The 22,502-nt window shown below is 41.5% G+C and carries 16 protein-coding genes; 6 read left to right on the top strand and 10 right to left on the bottom strand.

Annotation, left to right across the window (positions count from 1 at the left end; genetic code table 11):
- Positions 1 to 224 precede the first annotated feature (224 nt).
- Positions 225 to 1,952 (bottom strand): putative glutamine/gamma-aminobutyrate antiporter GadC, encoded by a 1,728-nt coding sequence (gene gadC / locus Bovatus_RS13165; RefSeq protein ID WP_004296275.1) that lies wholly within the window; start codon positions 1,950 to 1,952, stop codon positions 225 to 227.
- A 216-nt stretch (positions 1,953 to 2,168) separates the two neighbouring features.
- Here gadC and Bovatus_RS13160 point away from each other — a divergent pair, with 216 nt between their 5' ends.
- On the top strand, positions 2,169 to 2,951 hold the full coding sequence (locus Bovatus_RS13160) for a potassium channel family protein (RefSeq protein ID WP_004296272.1): 783 nt from the start codon (positions 2,169 to 2,171) through the stop codon (positions 2,949 to 2,951).
- 410 nt (positions 2,952 to 3,361) lie between these two features.
- Here Bovatus_RS13160 and glsA read toward each other — a convergent pair whose 3' ends face one another.
- Positions 3,362 to 4,327 carry a glutaminase A gene (glsA, locus tag Bovatus_RS13155; protein WP_004296270.1) on the bottom strand — a complete coding sequence of 322 codons (966 nt, stop codon included), beginning with the start codon at positions 4,325 to 4,327 and terminating at the stop codon, positions 3,362 to 3,364.
- Positions 4,328 to 4,335: 8 nt separating this feature from the next.
- Entirely contained in the window at positions 4,336 to 5,778 is a 1,443-nt protein-coding gene (locus Bovatus_RS13150) for a glutamate decarboxylase (RefSeq protein WP_004296269.1), read from the bottom strand.
- Positions 5,779 to 6,266: 488 nt separating this feature from the next.
- Here Bovatus_RS13150 and Bovatus_RS13145 point away from each other — a divergent pair, with 488 nt between their 5' ends.
- On the top strand, positions 6,267 to 7,523 hold the full coding sequence (locus Bovatus_RS13145) for an MFS transporter (RefSeq protein WP_004296267.1): 1,257 nt from the start codon (positions 6,267 to 6,269) through the stop codon (positions 7,521 to 7,523).
- Between the two features lie 3 nt (positions 7,524 to 7,526).
- Complete coding sequence (locus Bovatus_RS13140) at positions 7,527 to 8,426, top strand: DMT family transporter (RefSeq protein ID WP_004296266.1); 900 nt, start codon at positions 7,527 to 7,529, stop codon at positions 8,424 to 8,426.
- Between the two features lie 73 nt (positions 8,427 to 8,499).
- Here the strand turns inward: Bovatus_RS13140 and Bovatus_RS13135 are convergent, their stop codons facing one another.
- From Bovatus_RS13135 to Bovatus_RS13120, 4 genes are all read right to left on the bottom strand, one after another.
- On the bottom strand, positions 8,500 to 10,161 hold the full coding sequence (locus Bovatus_RS13135) for an IS1182-like element ISBf3 family transposase (RefSeq protein ID WP_004296258.1): 1,662 nt from the start codon (positions 10,159 to 10,161) through the stop codon (positions 8,500 to 8,502).
- A gap of 139 nt (positions 10,162 to 10,300) precedes the next feature.
- Positions 10,301 to 10,693 carry an HIT family protein gene (locus Bovatus_RS13130; RefSeq protein ID WP_004296262.1) on the bottom strand — a complete coding sequence of 131 codons (393 nt, stop codon included), beginning with the start codon at positions 10,691 to 10,693 and terminating at the stop codon, positions 10,301 to 10,303.
- A gap of 51 nt (positions 10,694 to 10,744) precedes the next feature.
- Positions 10,745 to 11,209, bottom strand: coding sequence for a transcription elongation factor GreA (greA, locus tag Bovatus_RS13125; RefSeq protein WP_032844195.1), 465 nt, complete (start codon positions 11,207 to 11,209; stop codon positions 10,745 to 10,747).
- 181 nt (positions 11,210 to 11,390) lie between these two features.
- Entirely contained in the window at positions 11,391 to 12,542 is a 1,152-nt protein-coding gene (locus tag Bovatus_RS13120) for a DUF4369 domain-containing protein (protein ID WP_004296260.1), read from the bottom strand.
- Between the two features lie 196 nt (positions 12,543 to 12,738).
- Between Bovatus_RS13120 and pnp the strand changes: the two genes are divergently transcribed.
- A complete protein-coding gene (gene pnp / locus Bovatus_RS13115) occupies positions 12,739 to 14,865 on the top strand; it encodes a polyribonucleotide nucleotidyltransferase (protein WP_004323285.1) in 2,127 nt (708 codons plus the stop codon).
- Between the two features lie 94 nt (positions 14,866 to 14,959).
- Here the strand turns inward: pnp and Bovatus_RS13110 are convergent, their stop codons facing one another.
- The gene (locus Bovatus_RS13110; RefSeq protein ID WP_004296258.1) at positions 14,960 to 16,621 is read right to left on the bottom strand and encodes an IS1182-like element ISBf3 family transposase; all 1,662 of its coding nucleotides are present in this window, start codon (positions 16,619 to 16,621) and stop codon (positions 14,960 to 14,962) included.
- A gap of 556 nt (positions 16,622 to 17,177) precedes the next feature.
- Positions 17,178 to 17,441: a hypothetical protein gene (locus Bovatus_RS13105; protein WP_004296257.1), complete on the bottom strand. Its 264-nt coding sequence runs from the start codon at positions 17,439 to 17,441 to the stop codon at positions 17,178 to 17,180.
- A 219-nt stretch (positions 17,442 to 17,660) separates the two neighbouring features.
- On the opposite strand from Bovatus_RS13105, the gene Bovatus_RS13100 reads away from it, so the two are divergent.
- Positions 17,661 to 18,134: a helix-turn-helix domain-containing protein gene (locus Bovatus_RS13100; RefSeq protein WP_004296256.1), complete on the top strand. Its 474-nt coding sequence runs from the start codon at positions 17,661 to 17,663 to the stop codon at positions 18,132 to 18,134.
- Positions 18,135 to 18,163: 29 nt separating this feature from the next.
- Positions 18,164 to 19,921: an ATP-binding protein gene (locus Bovatus_RS13095; protein WP_004296255.1), complete on the top strand. Its 1,758-nt coding sequence runs from the start codon at positions 18,164 to 18,166 to the stop codon at positions 19,919 to 19,921.
- Between the two features lie 213 nt (positions 19,922 to 20,134).
- Here the strand turns inward: Bovatus_RS13095 and Bovatus_RS13090 are convergent, their stop codons facing one another.
- The gene (locus Bovatus_RS13090; RefSeq protein ID WP_004296254.1) at positions 20,135 to 22,417 is read right to left on the bottom strand and encodes a GH92 family glycosyl hydrolase; all 2,283 of its coding nucleotides are present in this window, start codon (positions 22,415 to 22,417) and stop codon (positions 20,135 to 20,137) included.
- Positions 22,418 to 22,502 lie beyond the last annotated feature (85 nt).

The following is a 22,502-nucleotide window of genomic DNA, read 5'->3' as shown; positions in this document are numbered from 1 at the left end:
TCGCTAGGTATTGTATCTATTAAATGATGATTGGCATACTTCTAAATAAGAGGGCCTGCAAAAATCCCTAAAATAAATTACCCTCACTACAACCGTGAAGTGCATCCCAAAGGTTTTATAACCGACTTTAGGGGAGCACTTCACTGTAGTGAGGGTAATTTTATAAGTTCAAAGCTGTTTGAATAGCCTCTTACTTTTTTGTGAACAGGATGAACACTTAGTCTTTACGACTTAGGTGCATCCTTATCTTTGTCTCCGGTTCCCGGAGATGCCTTGCCGGAAGTAGAATTTCCGCCGGATGTAGCAGAACTGCTGCTTGATGGAGTAGCACCGGAAGCGGTGGCACCAGAGGATGCCGCATCAGGAGCTGCTGCATTAGAAACGGTTGCACCAGGCTTAGCTGTACTTGCCCCGGTTGCTCCTCCTGTATGTGCGGAAGTTGCGGTAGGACGGGCAGCATTAGCGTTACTTGCACTGACATTGACAGTGGCAGGTTGAGCCTGAACTTCCCAGTGGAACGGTTCGAAATTGGAGTTTGGATCTACCCAAGACGGTTTCTTGGAAGCATAGATAATAAACGGAGCAATAACAACGATAATGGCACCGATAATCAGTACGGAGAACCAAACGGTGTTGCTACCTGTAGAGATCTGGCTGGGCGGGATGAAGCTGAGGATAAAGGCAAGCAATGATCCGCAGAAACCAAGACCACCAACAAACCACATCAAACCGTTACCTGACTTACCGATACGGAACGGACGGTTGAGTTTCTTCATCTTATAACGCAATGCGATAGCTCCGGAGAACATCAACAAGTACATAATCAGATAAAGAATAACTGTCAGCTGTGACAGAATCTGATAGAAGCTCTGTACGGACGGCATAACGACGAACAACAGACTTAATACAGTTACAGCGATACCTTGTACGAACAGGATATTCTTCTGTACACCCAGTTTGTTTGTTTTCTGGAAGAACGGAGGCATATAACCTGCTTTACCTACGGCAAATATACCTTTTGACGGACCGGCAACCCATGTTAATACACCTGCCAGTACACCAAATGCAAGAGCGACAGCAATGATTGGTGACAACCAGGAAGCATGAATATATCTGAAATAGTTGTCGAAGCCGACGAGTAGACTTTGAGTCAGGTTGATATCTTTTGCAGGGATAATCACACCTAATGCAAAAGTACCCAAAACGAAGATCAACACTGTGATAAGTGCACCGATGAATACGGCTTTCGGATAGTTTTTGGAAGGGTTCTCTACGTCTTTTACGTGGATACCACCCATTTCCATACCGGCATAAAACAAGAAGATACTGGCAGCAAGAACAACATTATCAAAGTTGGTAAAGTCGGGGAAGAAGCTGCTGTTGAAATCCATATTGGAATGTCCGCCGCTTGCCAGATAAATGATTCCCAAGATAATCAACAGGGCAGCCGGGATAATTGTACCGACCATACCACCGATTTTGGCAACTTTACCTACCCAGCTCATACCTTTCAGGGAAATGAAAGTAGCCAGCCAGTAGATGATAAGCACTACGACGAGCGTATAATACTTATTGTTTGCCAGTGACATGTCATGTACGTCATTCATTCCGATGAAAGCGATAGATACGGCACCAAACGTTAACACTGTCGGATACCAGATCGTACTTTCGATCCATTGTACCCAAATGGCGAGGAATCCCAGTTTTTTGCCGTAGGCTTCGCCTACCCACCGGAACACACCACCCTGCTTATCCTGAAACATCGCCGCCAACTCTGCTGCAACGAGCGATGTAGGGATTAGAAAGACAATAGCTGCAAAAAGATAATAGAAGGCCGAACTCATTCCATATACGGCCTCGGCTGGTAGTCCACGCAAGGATACTACTGCCGTTACATTCATGATAGCCAGGGTAAACACACCCAGCTTCACTGCATTTTTAATATTCGCCATAAGTTAAGGTTTTAAGTGAAAAATATTTTAAAGTCAGTGTTATAACAACATTTTGCGTGAGATGTTTCCGCAATCTCTTTCAAAGTTCGTTAATTAACATCCCCGAAATGGGAGATTGTAAACCCGGATTTACTTCTTCCGAAACAATCGCTTTCTCCGATTGTTTTTAAGCAATCTAAATTATAAATGAATCATTTTATTATAAACTAAGTAGTTATGAAATCAGCGTTTTCAGATTTTATTTCCGGGAAAAAGGGAATCTACGGTATTCTTCACATTATTATATTAGTAATGTCCCTATTCCTGGTTATTAGTATCTCGGTGGATACTTTTAAGGGAATTCCTTTCTATACACAGTCTTCGTACATGAAAGTACAGCTATGTATCTGTCTTTGGTTTCTTTTTGATTTTGTATTGGAGTTCTTTCTGGCAAAACATAAGGGACGTTATTTGCGGACACATTTTATCTTTTTATTGGTGGCGATTCCTTATCAGAATATTATCGCCTATTATGGGTGGACATTTTCGGATGAGATTACCTATCTTCTCCGTTTCATTCCTTTATTGAGAGGAGGATATGCACTTGCCATTGTGGTCGGCTGGTTGACCTACAATCGTGCTTCGAGTTTGTTTGTCTCTTATCTGACGATGTTGTTGGCAACGGTCTATTTTTCCAGTCTGGCATTTTTTGTGCTCGAGCATCGGGTGAATCCCTTGGTGAATGGTTATGGAGATGCTTTGTGGTGGGCTTTTATGGACGTTACTACCGTCGGTTCGAATATCATAGCGCAGACGGTGACCGGACGTGTGCTTTCCGTTTTGTTGGCTGCCCTGGGTATGATGATGTTCCCTATCTTTACGGTTTATATTACAAACCTGATTCAGCGATCCAACAGACGTAGAAAACAATATTACGAAGAGGAGGAACTAGAGAAAAAGGCTTCCGAGAAAAAAGAATTGGCAGAAAAAGCAGCCGCACAGAAAGCAAGCACATCATAATGTACTTGCGGATAAGATGAAAAAACAGATGAAGTGATGATGAAAGTAAAGTGTTGAAAACTAAAGATGAATTACTTTTCTTAATACTATAATTACTTTTCTTTATAAGCGGGGAAGGAAAAGAGGTGGAAAAGAGGTATTACTTTCTATCTTTGTTGAGAAGAGACAAGACACGACGCTGTTATAACCGTTATTGAATGAATCAAACTTTACCTTATCCGGGTTAATAACAGCTATCTCATTTTAATAACTAGAGTTGTTCAGGGGTAAGTTCAATTTGTAGCATTTGAAAAATGATGCCGTTTGTATTGAAACATTGGCGGGAAATCAAGAGGGTAAGGGGAATAGAAAAAGGTTACTATCAATAGATAGTAACCTTTACCTTTCTTATAAAAGAGATTGAGAGAATTTTAGTCAACAACGGTGATATGGTTGTTGCTAAATACATTCAATTCCAGCTTGTTCATGATGTATTGAATAGCTAACTGCGCTTTCACGGAGTTGCCCGAACCATCCAAAGGAGGAGCAAATGCGGCAATACCGAACTGTCCGGGCAGTACGCCCATCACACCACCACCTACACCTGTTTTAGCAGGAATACCGGAAGTGTACATCCAGTCGCCGGTATGTTCGTAGAAACCTACGGCGGCAATCATGGCAGTGATTTTAGGAGCCAGGACGGCATCAAAAACTTCTTTTTTAGTCACAGGGTTCACACCACCGTTGGCGATTGTACCGGCTGCGATGGAAAGCTGCAATGCAGTAACTCCCAATGAACACTGGCGGGTGTAAAGGTCTAATGACATATCCGGGTCATCATAAATCCGATTGTAATTCTTCAGCAGCCATGCGATAGAACGGTTGTTGAAGTTGGTGTCCGATTCCGACTTGTACAATTCATCAATCAGTTGCGGGGCACTGCCGCATAGGTCTGTCACATTTCCTACGATGGCATCCCATTTCTTGGCAGAGTCACCGATAGGTTGCACCATACTGCAGGCAGAGATGGCTCCGGCATTTACCAGTGGGGTAGACGGATGATCGTTCTCCAACAAGATAGCGATGATTGAATTGAAGGGCAAGCCTGTTGCGTCGGCTCCAATCTTGTCCAGAATTTCTTTAGCACCGTATTGACGCAGTGCCAGGATAGCCGTATGTACTTTGGATACGGATTCTATACCGAAGCGATAGTCAGTATCTCCCACATGGATGGTCTGCCCGTTGAGCAGGCAGACACTGATTCCAAAGAGATCCTTGTTGACATTTGCCAGATAAGGAATATAGTCGGCATTCTTGCCGCCGGTATTGGTCTTTACCTGATCGTATGCCTCCTGTACCACTTCTTTCAATTGAGCGAGTGTTACTTTTTTATCCATAGATCATTTTATTTTTTTACGGTTTTACGACGACCACCGTGGTTGAACATCTTGACTTCTACCGGAAGATTCTTTTCTTGAGCCATACGGGTAGGAGTTGGATATTCCAGTTTTTCCAGTTCGGCGATGGCATTGTTGATGTCGCCCAGAAGCATATCTGCCATGTCACGGCTGAATCCCTGACGAACAACGACACGCATCACTACATAATCTTCCAGTTTAGAAGGCAATGTATAAGCAGGAACCATCCAACCATGTTGAGACAGTTTATCTTGCAAATCATACAAAGTCCATTTGGCGCTTTTTGCATATTCCGGTTTCAGATACCAGATGAATAGCGGGTTCACAACATCTTCTGAGTAGTTAACGAACGGAACCATCTTGGCTATTTCACTATGGATATATTTGGCAATTTGCAGGGAGTTGTACTGCACTTCTTTGTAACCCTGGAATCCTAAGCGGATGAATTGATAATATTGTCCCAGAATTTGTGCGGCCGGACGAGAGAAGTTCAAACCTACCTGTGTAATGTTGGCGCCCAGATAGTTGACGCTGAATGACATTTCTTCGGGCAGATATTCTTTGCCTTTCCAACAAACCCATCCGAGTCCCGGATATACCAAACCAAACTTGTGGCCGGATACACTGATAGAAAGTACCCATTTCAAACGGAAGTCCCATTTCTTTTCCGGATACAGGAACGGAAGGATGAAACCACCACTGGCGGCATCTACGTGGATAGGAATGTCATAACCGGTCTTGGCATTGTAAGCATCCAGAGCTTTATCCAATGCTTCGACATCATCATTCAATCCAGTCCATGTAACACCTTGAATCGGTACGATACAGATGGTGTTTTCATCACACATTTTCAAAGCTTCTTCGGGGTCAAGAGTGGTTTTTTCAAGTGTCAAAGGCACTTCACGCATTTCAATCTGCCACAACTGTGCAAACTTTTCCCAAACAACCTGGAAACCTGTAGAAATAACAAAGTTTGGTTTATCAAATGGTTTGCCCTGTGCTTGTCTTTTCTTACGCCAACGCAACCAGGCAGCTACACCACCCAACATACATGCTTCTGAAGAACCGATAGCCAAAGCACCTGTTTTCCAAGTATCTTTTTCTGGAGAGTTCCACAAGTTGGCAACGATGTTGATACATTTACCGTTCATCACAGCGATACGCGGATATTCTGTTTCATCAATGTAGTTGATGTTGATGGCCTCATTCATCAGCTTGGTAGCATATTCGTCCATATAAGTGGTAACGAAAGTAGCCAGATTCAAACGAGGCTGCGTTTGAGCAAATGTTTCATCTTTCACCATTTGATAGGCGACTTCAGGAGTAGTAGGTCCATCAGGTATTTTCTCTACCGGAGAGGGTTGTAACATTCTGTCTGAACCAAATACATCGGTTTTTGCATCACCTTTTCTGAAATTTAAATCTTCCATACTAATTTGTTTTTTTAAAGGTTTAGGGCGATGGGGATTTTCCCCGTCGAATTTCCCACAACAACAGCAGATAGGTTTGAAAGTTTCCGGCTTTTACATTATTTGGCGTTTATTAAGGGGCGGGTTTTCCTGTATGGAAGAGCTTCCCGGCACATTGGCAGTTGTTGCTTTGACTTCCTCCTAACAAAGGAACATTCTCATCGCAATGAGAAAAAATTCTCACTACGATGAGAAATTATTCTCATTACTATGAGAATTTTTTCTCAAAGGGATGAGAATGGTTTGAGAATAGAATCCTGCTCGTAGCACCTTGTAGCATCATAATCCACTGATAACGGTTGACTGTTTTTTTATCTTATTCCTGAATTTTATTGATTCAAAGAATGGTTTTGATGCTTTTAAAGCAATAAAGTCCGGATATACGTCTTTTGAACTTTATAAGAAGACTATTGTTTTCTTCAAACCTAAACTTTTAACGAATAAGCATTATGAAGATACAGACGGGACGGGGAACAATTCCTCTTATTACTTTAATTGCCATCTGGTCTATTTCGGCATTGACTTCATTGCCGGGACTGGCTGTTTCACCTATATTGGGTGATCTTACGAAGATATTTCCGAAAGCTACGGATCTGGACATACAGATGTTGACTTCGCTGCCATCACTGCTCATTATTCCTTTTATATTGCTGGGTGGTAAACTGACAGAGAAAGTCGATTATGTCCGTGTATTAAAAGTCGGACTCTGGCTTTTTGCCGCGAGCGGTATTTTGTATCTGATTTCCAATCGAATGTGGCAATTAATTGTGGTAAGTGCTTTGCTCGGTATCGGTTCCGGTTTGATTATCCCTTTATCTACCGGATTGGTTTCCAGATACTTTGTAGGAACCTATCGGGTGAAACAGTTCGGATTAAGCTCCGCTATTACTAATTTCACGTTAGTGATAGCAACTGCCGTAACGGGCTATCTTGCAGAAGTCAGCTGGCATCTGCCTTTCCTTGTCTATCTCCTCCCATTGATTTCCATTCTGCTGGTAGGACATTTGAAAGAAGACCGGACGGGAGAAGTCGCTTATACACCCTCTCCTTCCTCTTCTGCAGATATTACAAAAGACAACGAAGCCTCCGAACAATCTACTTCCATAGATATAGGAGGCAGCAAATACGGTATTCACATCAAACATCTGATAGAGTTGATGCTCTTCTATGGCGTGATAACATATATCGTGGTAGTAGTGATCTTCAATCTACCTTTCTTAATGGAAAAGCATCACTTTTCCAGTGGCAATTCCGGATTGATGATTTCACTTTTCTTTCTGGCCATCACCGCTCCGGGGTTTTGTCTGAATAAAATTGTAGCCCTGCTGAAAGGACGTACGAAAGCATACAGCCTGCTGTCTATAGCGTTGGGACTGTTGTTAATCTGGATAGCTCCAATCGAATGGCTGATTATTCCCGGATGTATCCTGGTTGGCTTGGGATATGGCATTATCCAGCCTATGCTTTATGATAAGACCACCCAGACCGCACTGCCGCAAAAGACCACATTGGCTTTGGCGTTTGTGATGATGATGAATTATCTGGCTATCTTGCTTTATCCCTTTATTGTCGATTTTTTCCAGTGGATATTCCATACCCAATCACAGGAGTTTCCTTTTATCTTTAATCTTCTGATAACTATTGTTACTCTTTTCTGGGCATATCGGCGCCGTAATACCTTTTTGTTTAACGACCAATTAAAATAGAAAATGAAGAATAAGAAACTGGAAGCCAATCTTAGCATGGCTGTCTCGAAAGTATTTAGCGGTTTAAATATGAATGCCTTAAAGTATCTTCTGCCTTTGTGGATGAGTCCATTGACAGGAGCCACGCTTCGTTGCACATTTGCAGCAGCTGCTTTTTGGGTGATCGGGTGGTTTATGCCTCCGGAGAAATCGTCAACCAGAGATAAATGGCTCCTCTTTCTGTTGGGGGCTTTGGGACTTTACGGCTTTATGTTTCTCTATTTGGCCGGATTGAGTAAAACAACTCCTGTCTCCAGTTCCATATTTACCAGTCTCCAGCCTATTTGGGTTTTTCTTATCATGATATTCTTTTATAAAGAGAAGGCGGGCGCTAAAAAAATAATAGGAATTTCTATTGGTCTGATAGGAGCGTTGGTTTGCATCCTAACCCAGCAAAGCGATGATTTGGCCTCTGATGCTTTTACGGGGAATATGCTTTGTCTTCTAAGTTCTGTGGTGTATGCTGTCTATCTGATTCTTAGTCAGCGCATCCTCACGGCCATTGGAGCGATAACGATGTTGCGATATACCTTTTCCGGTGCTGCCGTGTCTGCCATTATAGTCACGTTTATTACAGGATTTGATGCCCCGGTATTCTCCATGCCGTTCCATTGGACGCCTTTCCTTATTCTGATGTTCGTATTGATTTTCCCGACCACTATCAGTTATATGCTGCTGCCTGTCGGTTTGAAATATCTGAAGACAACGGTCGTCGCTATCTACGGTTATCTGATTCTGATTGTGGCGACCATTGCCTCCCTTGCTCTCGGACAAGACCGTTTTAGCTGGACGCAGACATTTGCAATCATTTTTATCTGTATTGGAGTTTACCTGGTTGAAGTGGCCGAAAGTAAAGAAAAGTAAAGAAAAAGAGGTTGTGTCAAAACGTTGGCACAACCTCTTTTATATTTTACAGTTCTGCTATATTTTCTTTTGGCTATGCTGCTTTTTCCTCATGCATTTGGCAACAAGTTGCTATATTCCAATTATATCGGGTTATAAATAGTCCCATAAACATATATTTGGCAACTGTAATGAGCCCCTTTCCTTCTTTTATCAGTTTAGCACACATTTTTTTGATATTAAAGGCTATAGCAAAGAAAGCAAAGTCCATTGTAACCTTGTCTTCTCCCACATGCCGGAATCTTCTGTATGCCATGTTGTATTTCATTTGTCCAAACACAGCCTCTGGTTCTATACACCTCCTGCCTCTATGCTTGATACCTTCTTCTGAGAGCAACCTTTCCCGTGCCTGCCGTTTGTATTGATTTAATCGGTGGTTGACTTCTATAATACGGTTCCCCCGAGCTTTAAAACAACTGCCACGCAAAGGGCAACCTTCGCATCTTTTTGCTTTATACCGGGCACTTTCGATGATGTATCCGCTCGCTGTCTTGTCACGTTTGGTTCCTATACGGTTCATGTGCTGTCCCATAGGACAAACGTAATAATCCTCTTGGGCATTGTAATGGAGACTTTCGGCATGGAATGGGTTGGGAGTATAACGAGGACGCTGTTCTTTATGGAAGTAATTATACTTGATGAAGGCTTCTATCCCATTCTCCTGCATGAACCGGTAATTTTCTTCCGAACCGTAACCGGAGTCTGCCACACAGATATTCGGTAAACGGTTATAGCGGTACTGGAAAGAGTGGAAAAAAGGTATGAGGGTCAGTGTATCGGTAGGGTTGGGAAACAGACGGAAGTCTGTGATGAATTGGTTTTCAGTACCTATTTGCAGATTATATCCGGGTTTGGTCTGCCCGTTCTTCATGGCATCTTCTTTCATGCGCATGAATGTGGCACCAGGATCGGTCTTGGAATAGGAGTTACGTTCTCCAAGGGTATCAAGGTGATTGTCGTATTCTATCAGCTTGTCACGATACCCTTCAAGTTCCATGACCTGCTTCTTCTTTTTGCGCAGGGCTTTCTTTTCTTCCTTATCCTTTGTTGCAGGCTGGCGTTCCAGGGCTTCTTTAAGTTCATCCACTATGTCAGAGAGCCTGCAGGGAGTAAACTCCACGGATGTGTCTTTTATAGAGTTCTCCTGTGCAATGGCTTCATCCACCTGTTCCAAGAGAATACGGATTTTATCCATTAGTCTCGTACGGTTCCGTTCGACTGTCTTGCGCCAGACAAAAGTATATTTGTTGGCTTTGGATTCAATCTTGGTGCCGTCGATATACTCCACATCAAGGCTGATGAAACCTTTATCGGCAAGGACAAGAACCAACTGGGTAAATACATTATTTATTTCCTCCTTTACACGGTTACGAAAACGGTTGATCGTGATAAAATCCGGATGCTCATTACCGGCAAGCCAAATATAATGAATGTCACGAAGGAGGTGCTTCTCTATTTTACGGCAAGAATAGATATTATTCATGTAGGCGTAGATTATCACCTTAAGCATCATTTTAGGATGATAAGGACAACGGCCCGTTTCCTTATAAAGCTTCTTGAAACTCTCAAGATTGAGATTGTCAATAACAGCATTCACGATGCGGACCGGGTCGGTCGCAGCTATGTTTTCATCAATTCTTTGTGGAAAAAGAACGGTTTGGTTGGGAATGTAAGGACGAAAATGTAACTTTGCCATAACGAAAAACTTTATACCTAAAGATACGAAAACTTTGGGTAATAACAAAGCCCGGGCTTGAGAAAGTCTGGGCTTTGCGCATAAAAAAAGGCTGTGTCAGCGTTTTGACACAACCTCTTCATTATTTCATCATCATGTTTTATAGAGAGGAGTTGATTGCTTGCGCTATGGACTTGAATTCTTCATCCGACAATTTCAGTTTCGGATTCGAAAACAACATATCCGATTCCTTTTGAATAGGAATTAAATGAATATGTGCATGAGGTACTTCCAGTCCGATAACAGCTTCGCCTACCTTTTGGCAAGGGAATGCTTTTTTAATGGCACAGGCTACTTGCTTTGCAAACACATGCATAGCAGCCAGGTCTTCATCGCTCAAATCGAAAATATAGTCTACTTCCTGTTTGGGCACTACCAATGTATGTCCCTTTACCAACGGATTGATATCGAGAAAAGCAAAAAACTTGTCGTTTTCCGCCACCTTGTAGCAGGGGATTTCTCCTGCGATGATTCTACTGAATATTGTTGCCATAACTTTTATTGATAAATTAAGGCAAGCCCCACACGGAGACCTGCCTTTACGTTAAATTGATATGTTTACTACTTCCAGTGCAATTTTACCTTGTGGAACAGTAATTTCTGCTACATCACCCACCTTCTTGCCAAGCAGCCCTTGTGCGATCGGGGTGTTAACGGAAATCTTTCCTTCCTTCAGGTTAGCTTCACTTTCTGAAACGATGGTATAAATCATCTTCATGCCATTCTTTACATTCTTCAGTTCCACCTTATTTAAAATCTGTACGGAATCTGTTTTCAATTTAGATTCATCGATGATTTTTGCATCTGCAATGGTAGCTTTCAATTTGTTGATACGCATTTCGAGCATACCTTGCGCTTCTTTTGCTGCATCGTATTCAGCGTTTTCAGACAAGTCTCCTTTATCTCTGGCTTCGGCTATTGCCGCAGAGATCTTCGGGCGTTCCACTGTTTCCAGTTCCTTCAGTTCCGCCATCAGTTTCTTGTAACCTTCTTCTGACATATAAGCCATGATGTTTTCCTCCTTTAATTGTTTTAAATGGTCATATAAACAAAAAAGAATTCCAACATGAGCCATGTTGGAACCCTCTTTTCATTATTTCTTTGCAAAGATAGCCTTTTAAGTGATACGTGTCAAGTGAAAAAAGATGCTATGTAACATATTTAAATGAAATATGCTAAATTATAACAACTTAGAGTAATGACTTGACAGCTGCTTCCAAATCCTTAATATCTTCGCCACGAAGCTTCAATTCGTTGTTACGATTAATCAAAAAGATAGATGGAACCTGACGAACATTATATACAGCTACGTTGGTAGAGTAAACTCCGTTTCCATCGCGCACACAGACCCATGGAAGGTTGTCTGCCGCTGTTTTCCAGTAGTGTTCGTCCGCGTCGAGAGATACCTGGTATATTTCCAGTCCTTCTTTAGCGTATGTATTATACAGTTCGCGGAGCATCAGGTTGTGAGGAGCTCCGGCAGGCGACTGGAATACAGAGAAATCGAGCAAAACCACTTTGCCTTTCAGGTCGGTCAGCTTGCGCACATTTCCTTTCACATCACGCAAGGCAATGTCGATAATACCGGTTTCTACGATTTTATCCTGCGGAATTTCCAGAGCTTTCGTTTGCGGCTGGCGCGTATTCTTCATTCCTTTGATTACAATATTATAAAGGTTCTTGGAACGTATCGCATGAGGGAACGCGTTGTTGAGGCTCGTAGCAACAGCTGCGAAGCATTTCACATCGTCTTTATTGTTCAACGGATCGAATATCAGATAATTATTGAGTTTCTGGAACAGGGCAAAGTAAGCTGCCGCCGTGTTGGGAGCAGCAAAAATATAGTTCACTTTGACATCTTCCTTATAGTTATTGAGCAATGTTGCCAGGCTGTCTTCAAACACATCATGCCCTATTCCGTTGCTGCGCAGGGATGCCAGTAAATTGTCCACCTCTTTTTGAAGGCGAATCTGCTTCAACGTCAGTTCTTTTATCTTATTGCTGTTTTCCGAACCTTCCACCGTATAAGTAGTAGAGAAATCCACATACGGAGCTTTGATTTGAATCGTTTCGATAGAATCTACAGAAAAATTGATGATTTTGTCGTCGATCCGCAAACGGTAAAATTCGGGTGACTCGGGACGAGGCTGCTTGAAACTGAATGTACCTTCCCCTTTCAGCTTCACTGAATCGAGCGGAACAATACCTTCCAGACCGGAAGCTTCGAGATAAAGCATTTTACCGTCGGCTCCTGATACATCCCCGTTCACCTGGAATTTAGGGCCGGAACTACAAGCAGTAATAGTAAGTGCGGCGAGCGCTGCAAAAGTAACCTTTTTCATATAGTGTGTGTTATTAACGAGATGCAAATATACTTCTTTTCGAGATTAGTCAAAGCATTTTGCTGTGTTCTTCATCCTAATTTTGAAAAAAAATCAGTTCGCCACTAACTTTTTACCTCATTTCCACCTAATTACCACGATAAATGTATATCTTTGCAGGAATTTTGAAAGAAAAAGTATAGATAAAACAATTTTTATGATTAACCCAATTGTTAAGACAATCGAGTTACCTGATGGAAGAACCATCACACTCGAGACGGGAAAGTTGGCAAAACAGGCAGACGGTTCTGTAATGCTCCGCATGGGAAACACCATGTTGTTAGCTACTGTTTGTGCCGCTAAAGATGCAGTTCCCGGAACAGATTTTATGCCTTTACAGGTAGAGTACAAAGAAAAATTTGCGGCATTCGGCCGTTTCCCTGGTGGTTTCACCAAGCGAGAAGGTAGAGCTTCTGATTATGAGATTCTCACTTGCCGTCTTGTCGACCGTGCTCTCCGTCCTTTATTCCCCGATAATTATCACGCAGAGGTATATGTGAACATCATCCTCTTTTCTGCTGATGGTGTGGATATGCCGGATGCATTGGCAGGACTTGCCGCTTCTGCAGCACTTGCCGTTTCAGATATTCCTTTCAACGGACCGATTTCTGAAGTACGTGTAGCACGTATCGACGGTCAGTTCGTTATCAATCCTACTTTTGAACAACTGGAAAAAGCTGATATGGATCTGATGGTGGCCGCTACTTATGAGAACATCATGATGGTAGAAGGTGAAATGCACGAAGTATCCGAAGCTGAATTGCTGGAAGCAATGAAAGTAGCTCATGAAGCTATCAAGGTTCATTGTAAAGCACAGATGGAGTTGACTGAAGAGGTTGGAAAAACAGTGAAACGTGAATACAACCATGAAGTGAACGACGAAGATTTGCGCAAGGCTGTTCGTGAAGCATGCTACGAAAAAGCTTACGCTGTTGCCGCTTCCGGAAACAATAACAAACACGAACGTTTTGCTGCTTTCGAAGCTATCCGTGAAGAATTCAAAGCTCAATTCTCTGAAGAAGAGTTGGACGAAAAGGGTGCGTTGATCGACCGTTACTACCACGATGTAGAAAAAGAAGCCATGCGCCGTTCTATCCTTGACGAAGGTAAGCGTTTGGATGGTCGTAAGACTACTGAAATCCGCCCGATCTGGTGTGAGGTTGGTCCTCTGCCTGGTCCTCACGGATCTGCTATCTTTACTCGTGGTGAAACACAATCACTGACTTCTGTTACTCTGGGTACCAAACTGGATGAGAAGATCATTGACGATGTTTTGGAACACGGAAAAGAACGTTTCTTATTGCATTATAATTTCCCTCCTTTCTCTACAGGTGAAGCAAAAGCACAACGTGGTGTAGGTCGTCGCGAAATCGGTCACGGTCACTTGGCTTGGCGTGCTTTGAAAGGACAGATTCCTGCTGACTATCCGTATGTAGTACGTGTGGTTTCAGATATTCTCGAATCTAACGGCTCTTCTTCTATGGCTACTGTATGTGCCGGAACATTGGCATTGATGGATGCTGGTGTGAAGATCAAGAAACCGGTATCAGGTATCGCTATGGGATTGATTAAGAATCCGGGCGAAGAAAAATATGCTGTATTGTCTGATATTCTGGGTGACGAAGACCACTTGGGTGATATGGACTTCAAAGTAACGGGAACAAAAGATGGTATTACGGCTACCCAGATGGATATCAAGGTAGACGGTCTGTCTTACGAAATTCTGGAACGTGCTTTGAATCAGGCAAAAGAAGGACGTATGCACATTCTGGGTAAGATTACTGAAACAATCGCTGAACCACGTGCTGACCTGAAAGAACATGCTCCACGCATTGAAACGATGACAATTCCTAAAGAATTTATCGGTGCTGTAATCGGCCCTGGTGGAAAAATCATCCAAGGTATGCAGGAAGAAACCGGTGCTGTGATTACTATCGAAGAAATTGATGGTATGGGACGCATCGAAGTTTCCGGAACAAACAAAAAATGTATTGATAATGCAATGCGCATGATTAAAGCAATCGTTGCTGTTCCTGAAGTGGGCGAAGTTTATAAAGGTAAAGTTCGTTCTATTATGCCTTACGGTGCATTCATCGAATTCTTGCCGGGCAAGGATGGTTTGCTGCACATCTCTGAAATTGATTGGAAGCGTCTGGAAACAGTAGAAGAAGCTGGAATTAAGGAAGGTGATGAAATCGAAGTAAAACTGATTGATGTTGACCAGAAAACTGGTAAATTCAAACTTTCAAGAAAAGTGTTGATGCCAAGACCAGAAAAGAAATAAGAACGCGATAGCGTCTATATATAAAGAAGAGGTTGTGTCAAAACGTTGGCACAACCTCTTTTATATTTTACAGTTCTGCTATATTTTCTTTTGGCTATGCTGCTTTTTCCTCATGCATTTGGCAACAAGTTGCTATATTCCAATTATATCGGGTTATAAATAGTCCCATAAACATATATTTGGCAACTGTAATGAGCCCCTTTCCTTCTTTTATCAGTTTAGCACACATTTTTTTGATATTAAAGGCTATAGCAAAGAAAGCAAAGTCCATTGTAACCTTGTCTTCTCCCACATGCCGGAATCTTCTGTATGCCATGTTGTATTTCATTTGTCCAAACACAGCCTCTGGTTCTATACACCTCCTGCCTCTATGCTTGATACCTTCTTCTGAGAGCAACCTTTCCCGTGCCTGCCGTTTGTATTGATTTAATCGGTGGTTGACTTCTATAATACGGTTCCCCCGAGCTTTAAAACAACTGCCACGCAAAGGGCAACCTTCGCATCTTTTTGCTTTATACCGGGCACTTTCGATGATGTATCCGCTCGCTGTCTTGTCACGTTTGGTTCCTATACGGTTCATGTGCTGTCCCATAGGACAAACGTAATAATCCTCTTGGGCATTGTAATGGAGACTTTCGGCATGGAATGGGTTGGGAGTATAACGAGGACGCTGTTCTTTATGGAAGTAATTATACTTGATGAAGGCTTCTATCCCATTCTCCTGCATGAACCGGTAATTTTCTTCCGAACCGTAACCGGAGTCTGCCACACAGATATTCGGTAAACGGTTATAGCGGTACTGGAAAGAGTGGAAAAAAGGTATGAGGGTCAGTGTATCGGTAGGGTTGGGAAACAGACGGAAGTCTGTGATGAATTGGTTTTCAGTACCTATTTGCAGATTATATCCGGGTTTGGTCTGCCCGTTCTTCATGGCATCTTCTTTCATGCGCATGAATGTGGCACCAGGATCGGTCTTGGAATAGGAGTTACGTTCTCCAAGGGTATCAAGGTGATTGTCGTATTCTATCAGCTTGTCACGATACCCTTCAAGTTCCATGACCTGCTTCTTCTTTTTGCGCAGGGCTTTCTTTTCTTCCTTATCCTTTGTTGCAGGCTGGCGTTCCAGGGCTTCTTTAAGTTCATCCACTATGTCAGAGAGCCTGCAGGGAGTAAACTCCACGGATGTGTCTTTTATAGAGTTCTCCTGTGCAATGGCTTCATCCACCTGTTCCAAGAGAATACGGATTTTATCCATTAGTCTCGTACGGTTCCGTTCGACTGTCTTGCGCCAGACAAAAGTATATTTGTTGGCTTTGGATTCAATCTTGGTGCCGTCGATATACTCCACATCAAGGCTGATGAAACCTTTATCGGCAAGGACAAGAACCAACTGGGTAAATACATTATTTATTTCCTCCTTTACACGGTTACGAAAACGGTTGATCGTGATAAAATCCGGATGCTCATTACCGGCAAGCCAAATATAATGAATGTCACGAAGGAGGTGCTTCTCTATTTTACGGCAAGAATAGATATTATTCATGTAGGCGTAGATTATCACCTTAAGCATCATTTTAGGATGATAAGGACAACGGCCCGTTTCCTTATAAAGCTTCTTGAAACTCTCAAGATTGAGATTGTCAATAACAGCATTCACGATGCGGACCGGGTCGGTCGCAGCTATGTTTTCATCAATTCTTTGTGGAAAAAGAACGGTTTGGTTGGGAATGTAAGGACGAAAATGTAACTTTGCCATAACGAAAAACTTTATACCTAAAGATACGAAAACTTTGGGTAATAACAAAGCCCGGGCTTGAGAAAGTCTGGGCTTTGCGCATAAAAAAAGGCTGTGTCAGCGTTTTGACACAACCTCTTCTTTTTTTATTAGTATCATCCGGGGTTGAACTGTTTTATATATAGAGTTAGTATATATTAGATTTATTCAGTTTATTAAAACCTTTAAAAAGATGAAAGACACCTTGTTATATCCTCCCCAAAAAAAGAATCGGAAAGTACCCCCATACTTCCCGATTCGAAACAGTCAAAAATCGACCTTAATCAATTTATTAACTTAACACGTCGCAAAGATATGAGAAAAATTTCTTTGAAAGAGCTTTTTTATTTAAAAAGTTTATGATACAGGCAAATATACCTGTTAATAAGGTCGTTTTTCTTGCTTTAAAACCAAAGCTTCACTCCTTTTAAAGGAACGACCCCTTCCTTTAAAAGGAAGAGGTCGTTGGTTTTAAAGAAACCGGTGGGGTGTTTATATAGAGATTAGGATTAATGATTTTTCGATTATATAGATCCGTTTACAAGTTTGTTTTATACTCCTCTTTTATTCGTTTTATGTGTGCGAAGTTCTTTTCCAGTAATTCATTTAACTCATAATCTGAAAAACAAGCTCCTAAATAGATCGTGCTTTCTGCTTCAAAATCAAATGATTCGTTGTCTTCATTCACCACAATCTCAATTTTCCCTTGCGCATCTGTAGAGATCACCGCATTGTATTTAATCATCAATTCTTTGAGCCCTTTTATGAACCTGTATTCTTTATTTGTCAATATTCTTTTCATGTCCGTAAGCTCTTTTGTTTTGTTGCCCTTTCGTGCGGTAAAGTTCGTGATAATTTAACACATTATGCGCTGTTTGAAGTATTCATTTTATTCTATTTGTCAGGTTGTAATATTCCTTTTATCCATATTATCACATCTATTCGTTTTTTTCGTATATTTGCTTCGAGCGAAACTTTTCATTTGTATATTTGTTGGATTTTAAAAAGAAAGAAAATAAAAATGGAAACAGAAGAATTGACAATTGGGAGAGTCCATCACGGACGCAATATACGTCGTACCCGTATTGAAAAGGATATGAACCAGGAGGGTTTGAGTGAATTAGTACATCTCTCACAACCTGCTGTTTCTAAATATGAGAAGATGAAAGTGATTGATGATGAGATGTTGCAACGTTTTGCACGTGCATTGAATGTCCCTTTCGATTATCTCAAGACTTTGGAGGAGGATGCACAGACGGTGGTGTTTGAAAATAATACGGTGAATAATTCAGAACAAAGTGCAGGTGGGGCAAACATCAGCATGGGTATAGTTAAGTCTGATACCGAAGATAGTATTAATGATAGTCGAGTTAACAACTTCAATCCTATCGACAAAATCACTGAACTCTACGAGCGTCTTTTAAAAGAAAAGGATGAAAAGTATGCTGCGTTAGAACGCCGTTTGCAGAATATTGAAAAAAGTCTGCAGAAATAAGGGACAGATAAATTGAAAGGAATCGCAATATGATGAAACAAATACCTTACGGAATAACTGATTTTAGCCGAATTCAGAAAGAGAATTATTATTATGTAGATAAGACAATGTTCATTGAAAAAATAGAGATGCAACCGCCTTATCTGTTTCTGATACGTCCCCGTAGATTTGGGAAGAGTCTGACTTTGGCTATGTTAGAGGCCTATTATGACGTAAATCATGCTGAACAGTTTGACGAGTTGTTTGGTCAGCTATACATAGGTCAGCATCCGACGAAGCTCCACAATCAGTTTCTCATCATGCGATTTAATTTTTCGGAAGTGAGTTCCAATGTCAATGAAGTAGAACTATCGTTTAAGCTGCATTGTTGTAGCAAACTTAAAGATTTTGTCTTTAAGTATGAAGATTTGTTAGGAAAAGAAATTTGGGATGTTCTTGATGAGAAAATACAAGAAGAACCCGGTGCTTTTCTGTCTGCGATTAATTCCTATGCTACCCGTAAGAAAAATATTCGTATTTATTTACTCATTGATGAATATGATAATTTCACCAATACCATTCTTTCGACTTACGGTACGGAATTTTATAGGAAAGCAACGCATGGCGAAGGTTTTATTCGTGGCTTCTTTAACGTGATAAAATCCGCTACTACCGGAACCGGAGCTGCTCTTGAACGGTTGTTTATTACCGGAGTGAGTCCGGTGACGATGGATGATGTGACTAGTGGCTTTAACATCGGAACCAATATAACGACTGATCCTTGGTTTAATGATTTAGTTGGTTTTAGTGAGAAAGAATTGCGTGAAATGCTGACTTATTATAAAGAACAAGGAGTGTTGATACAATCTGTAGATGAAACTGTTGTCATGATGAAACCTAATTATGACAATTATTGCTTTAGTAGAAGTAGATTGGTGGACTGTATGTTTAACTCTGATATGGTACTTTATTTTATGAAGTCTTTTGTTTTACATGGGGAAAAGCCTGAAGAAATCGTAGATCCCAATATTCGCACTGACTTTAACAAGTTGGCATACTTGATAAAGCTAGATCACGGGTTGGGAGAGAATTTTTCCGTTATAAAGGAAATAGCCGAGCAAGGAGAAATCACTACTGACATCGTTACTCATTTCTCTGCATTGGAGATGACGGACCCCAGTAATTTCAAGTCTTTATTATTCTATTTCGGACTTCTTTCCATCAAAGGTGTGGACATGGTGGGAAGACCCATTTTACATGTACCGAATTTGGTTGTAAGAGAACAACTGTTTAATTTCTTGATACAAGGCTACATCAAGCATGATATCTTTAAAATTGACATGAACAGGATGAGTGCTTTATTTGAGAATATGGCTTTCAGGGGAGACTGGAAACCTTTGTTCGATTTTATCGCCAATGCTGTTCGTGAGCAAAGTCGTATCCGTGAATATATTGAAGGTGAAGCGCACATTAAAGGCTTCTTGCTTGCCTATTTAGGAATGTATCGTTATTATCAGCTCTATCCGGAATACGAATTGAATAAGGGTTTTGCAGATTTCTTCTTCAAACCTAGTCCGTCGGTTCCTGTACTGCCTCCTTTCACCTATCTGCTTGAGGTGAAATATGCAAAAGCCGGTGCTTCGGAAAAAGAAATACGTGCCCTTGCTGATGAGGCGCGCGAACAGTTACTTCGTTATAGTGAAGATGAACTGGTGGCAGAAGCCAGGGCGAAAGGTGAACTGAAGTTAATTACTATTGTTTGGCGTAGTTGGGAGCTTGCTTTATTGGAAGAAGTTACTCTTTCTTAAGAGAAGTAGCATACATGTTGCTATAAGGTGTGTGGCTCCTCTATCTTTTTCTGATTTTTGAAACGTTGATGAATAAGGAGATCACTTTTTCCTTTTAATGAATATCCCTAATAAGTCTTGAAGAATAAAATTTGCCTCTGCTATGGATTCCCATAATAGAGGCAAACTTATCAACATGAGACTTAGTTAAACAGTCTCTTGTTTTTTATGAATTTAACGAATCTTTTTTAGGACTTTAGAGAAGGAGTAAGGAAAGCTTTCCTCTTCCGTTCCTCTGTTTAAATTGGGCTGGCTTCCCATTTGGAAGTTAATGTTTCCTCCTTTTAATAAGTCTTCATGGCGTAGATAGTTCTTTTTATATTCTGTGCCGTTCAGATTCATTGTTTGAATATACATATTCTTCTTGTTGTTATCGGTTGCATGGATGATGAGGCTGTTACCGTTTTCAAGATGTAAGGTTGCTTTTTTAAAAAGAGGAGCTCCAACGACGTATTCGTCGGTTCCCGGACATACGGGGTAAAAACCTAATGCGGAGAAAACATACCATGCCGAAGTCTGCCCATTATCTTCATCTCCACAATATCCGTCAGGGCCCGGTGTGTACATTCTATCCATGACCTGGCGTAGCCAATACTGCGCTTTCCAGGGTTGACCGGCATAGTTGTATAGGTAGATCATGTGTTGGATTGGTTGATTGCCATGCGCGTAATTCCCCATATTCATGATTGTCATTTCACGAATCTCATGAATAACCTGCCCGTAATAACTCTCATCAAAGACAGGAGGTACGGAAAATACAGAATCCAGCATAGTGATAAACATATCTTTTCCTCCCATTAAGTCAATTAATCCTTGTGGATCGTGGAATACAGACCATGAGTAGTGCCAGCTGTTTCCTTCGGTAAATGCATCTCCCCATTTCAATGGTGAGAATGGAGATTGGAATGTTCCATCTTCATTTTTTCCTCGCATGAGCTTGGAGTCTTTATCGAATACATTCTTATAGTTCATCGCCCGTTTGGCAAAGAGCTGTATTTCTTTTTCCGGTCGCTTTAATTCTTTGGCTAATTGATAGATACACCAGTCATTGTAGGCATATTCCAAAGTTCTGGCTGTGTTTTCATTGATTTTTACGTCATAAGGGACATAGCCTAACTTATTATAATATTCGTATCCGCGTCTTCCTGTGGAAGATACGGTGGGATGTACGTTCTTTGTTCCGTGTATTAACCCTTCGTACAAAGTTTTCACATCTTCTACTTTAATACCTTTTAAATAAGCATCTGCCAGTACGGAAGCCGAATTATTTCCTATCATGCAGTCTCTGTGTCCGGGGCTGGCCCATTCGGGGAAGAATCCGCTTTCTTTGTAGGTATTGATGAGCCCTTCCTGCATTTCTTTATTCATCGACGGATACATCAGATTCAGTAATGGGAAAAGACACCGGAAGGTATCCCAAAATCCGGTGTCGGTAAACATATATCCCGGTAGAACTTGCCCGTTATAAGGGCTGTAATGAACAGGTTTTCCGGCTTCGTCCAGTTCGTAGAATTTTCGGGGGAAAAGTAACGAACGGTATAAGCAGGAGTAGAAAGTGCGGTATTGATCGAGGTTTCCTCCTTCCACTTCGATTTTTCCCAGTACTTGGTTCCATGCTTTCTGTCCCTTTTGTTTTATCTGCTCTAGATTGTCATTTCCTAATTCTTTCATATTTCTTGCAGCCTGTTCGAAGCTGATAAAGGAAGAGGCGATGCGTGCATGTACTTGTTCTCCACGTTGAGTTTTAAAACCTATAATGGCTCCTGCATGGTCAGTTGTCTGTTCGGTTGCATTTTCTTGAATATTTCCATTATTTACAGTGGCTTTATAGGTGAAAGGCTTATCGAATTGAATAATAAAATAGTTCTTGAAGTTTTCGGGAACTCCTCCGCTATTGCGTGTACTATAACCGATAATTTTGTTTTCTTCTGGGATAATCTGAATAAAAGAACCTTTGTCAAATGCATCGACTGCAATATACGAATGTGCGTTTTCCGGGAAAGTGAACCGGAAGAGAACAGCACGTTCGGTCGGAGACATCTCCGTGACAATATCGTATTCGGCCAGATACACCTTGTAGTAATAAGGAGTTGCTTCTTCTCCTTTGTGTCCGAACCAGCTAGCCCGCTTTTCTTCGTCGAATTCAGGTTTACCCACCATCGGCATAATGGAGAACTGTCCGTAATCGTTTATCCATGGGCTGGGCTGATGAGTTTGTTTGAATCCACGGATTTTATTGGCTGTATAGACATATTGCCATCCGTCTCCCATTTTTCCGGTCTGTGGGGTCCAGAAATTCATTCCCCAAGGGCGGGCAATGGTGGGGTAGGTGTTACCTGTTGATAATTCAAAAGATGATTGTGTTCCCATTAACGGATTAACGTATTGTGTCCAGTCTTTGGACTGGGCAAGAAGCGTGCAGCTAAGCACTAAAAATAATAACCAACATTTCTTCATAATTTTCTTTTTGAGTTTATAGCTTGCGAAGTAATCACAGCGTTTTCATGTGTTGCCAATGTTGAATGTTCCCACGGGTTGAGAC

Source organism: Bacteroides ovatus, assembly GCF_001314995.1.
In the GTDB taxonomy this organism is placed as follows: Bacteria; Bacteroidota; Bacteroidia; order Bacteroidales; family Bacteroidaceae; genus Bacteroides; species Bacteroides ovatus.
Note: the sequence above shows the minus strand (reverse complement) of the source record. Positions and strands in the feature narration are given on the sequence as shown.

Coding starts and splice junctions, on each gene's coding strand:
- Bovatus_RS13120 (WP_004296260.1), bottom strand. CDS start 12,542: ATGAAAAAGGTTACTTTTGCAGCGCTCGCCGCACTTACTATTACTGCT.
- Bovatus_RS13130 (WP_004296262.1), bottom strand. CDS start 10,693: ATGGCAACAATATTCAGTAGAATCATCGCAGGAGAAATCCCCTGCTAC.
- Bovatus_RS13100 (WP_004296256.1), top strand. CDS start 17,661: ATGGAAACAGAAGAATTGACAATTGGGAGAGTCCATCACGGACGCAAT.
- Bovatus_RS13145 (WP_004296267.1), top strand. CDS start 6,267: ATGAAGATACAGACGGGACGGGGAACAATTCCTCTTATTACTTTAATT.
- glsA (WP_004296270.1), bottom strand. CDS start 4,327: ATGGATAAAAAAGTAACACTCGCTCAATTGAAAGAAGTGGTACAGGAG.
- Bovatus_RS13150 (WP_004296269.1), bottom strand. CDS start 5,778: ATGGAAGATTTAAATTTCAGAAAAGGTGATGCAAAAACCGATGTATTT.
- Bovatus_RS13110 (WP_004296258.1), bottom strand. CDS start 16,621: ATGGCAAAGTTACATTTTCGTCCTTACATTCCCAACCAAACCGTTCTT.
- gadC (WP_004296275.1), bottom strand. CDS start 1,952: ATGGCGAATATTAAAAATGCAGTGAAGCTGGGTGTGTTTACCCTGGCT.
- Bovatus_RS13135 (WP_004296258.1), bottom strand. CDS start 10,161: ATGGCAAAGTTACATTTTCGTCCTTACATTCCCAACCAAACCGTTCTT.
- Bovatus_RS13160 (WP_004296272.1), top strand. CDS start 2,169: ATGAAATCAGCGTTTTCAGATTTTATTTCCGGGAAAAAGGGAATCTAC.
- greA (WP_032844195.1), bottom strand. CDS start 11,209: ATGGCTTATATGTCAGAAGAAGGTTACAAGAAACTGATGGCGGAACTG.
- Bovatus_RS13105 (WP_004296257.1), bottom strand. CDS start 17,441: ATGAAAAGAATATTGACAAATAAAGAATACAGGTTCATAAAAGGGCTC.
- Bovatus_RS13095 (WP_004296255.1), top strand. CDS start 18,164: ATGATGAAACAAATACCTTACGGAATAACTGATTTTAGCCGAATTCAG.
- Bovatus_RS13090 (WP_004296254.1), bottom strand. CDS start 22,417: ATGAAGAAATGTTGGTTATTATTTTTAGTGCTTAGCTGCACGCTTCTT.
- Bovatus_RS13140 (WP_004296266.1), top strand. CDS start 7,527: ATGAAGAATAAGAAACTGGAAGCCAATCTTAGCATGGCTGTCTCGAAA.
- pnp (WP_004323285.1), top strand. CDS start 12,739: ATGATTAACCCAATTGTTAAGACAATCGAGTTACCTGATGGAAGAACC.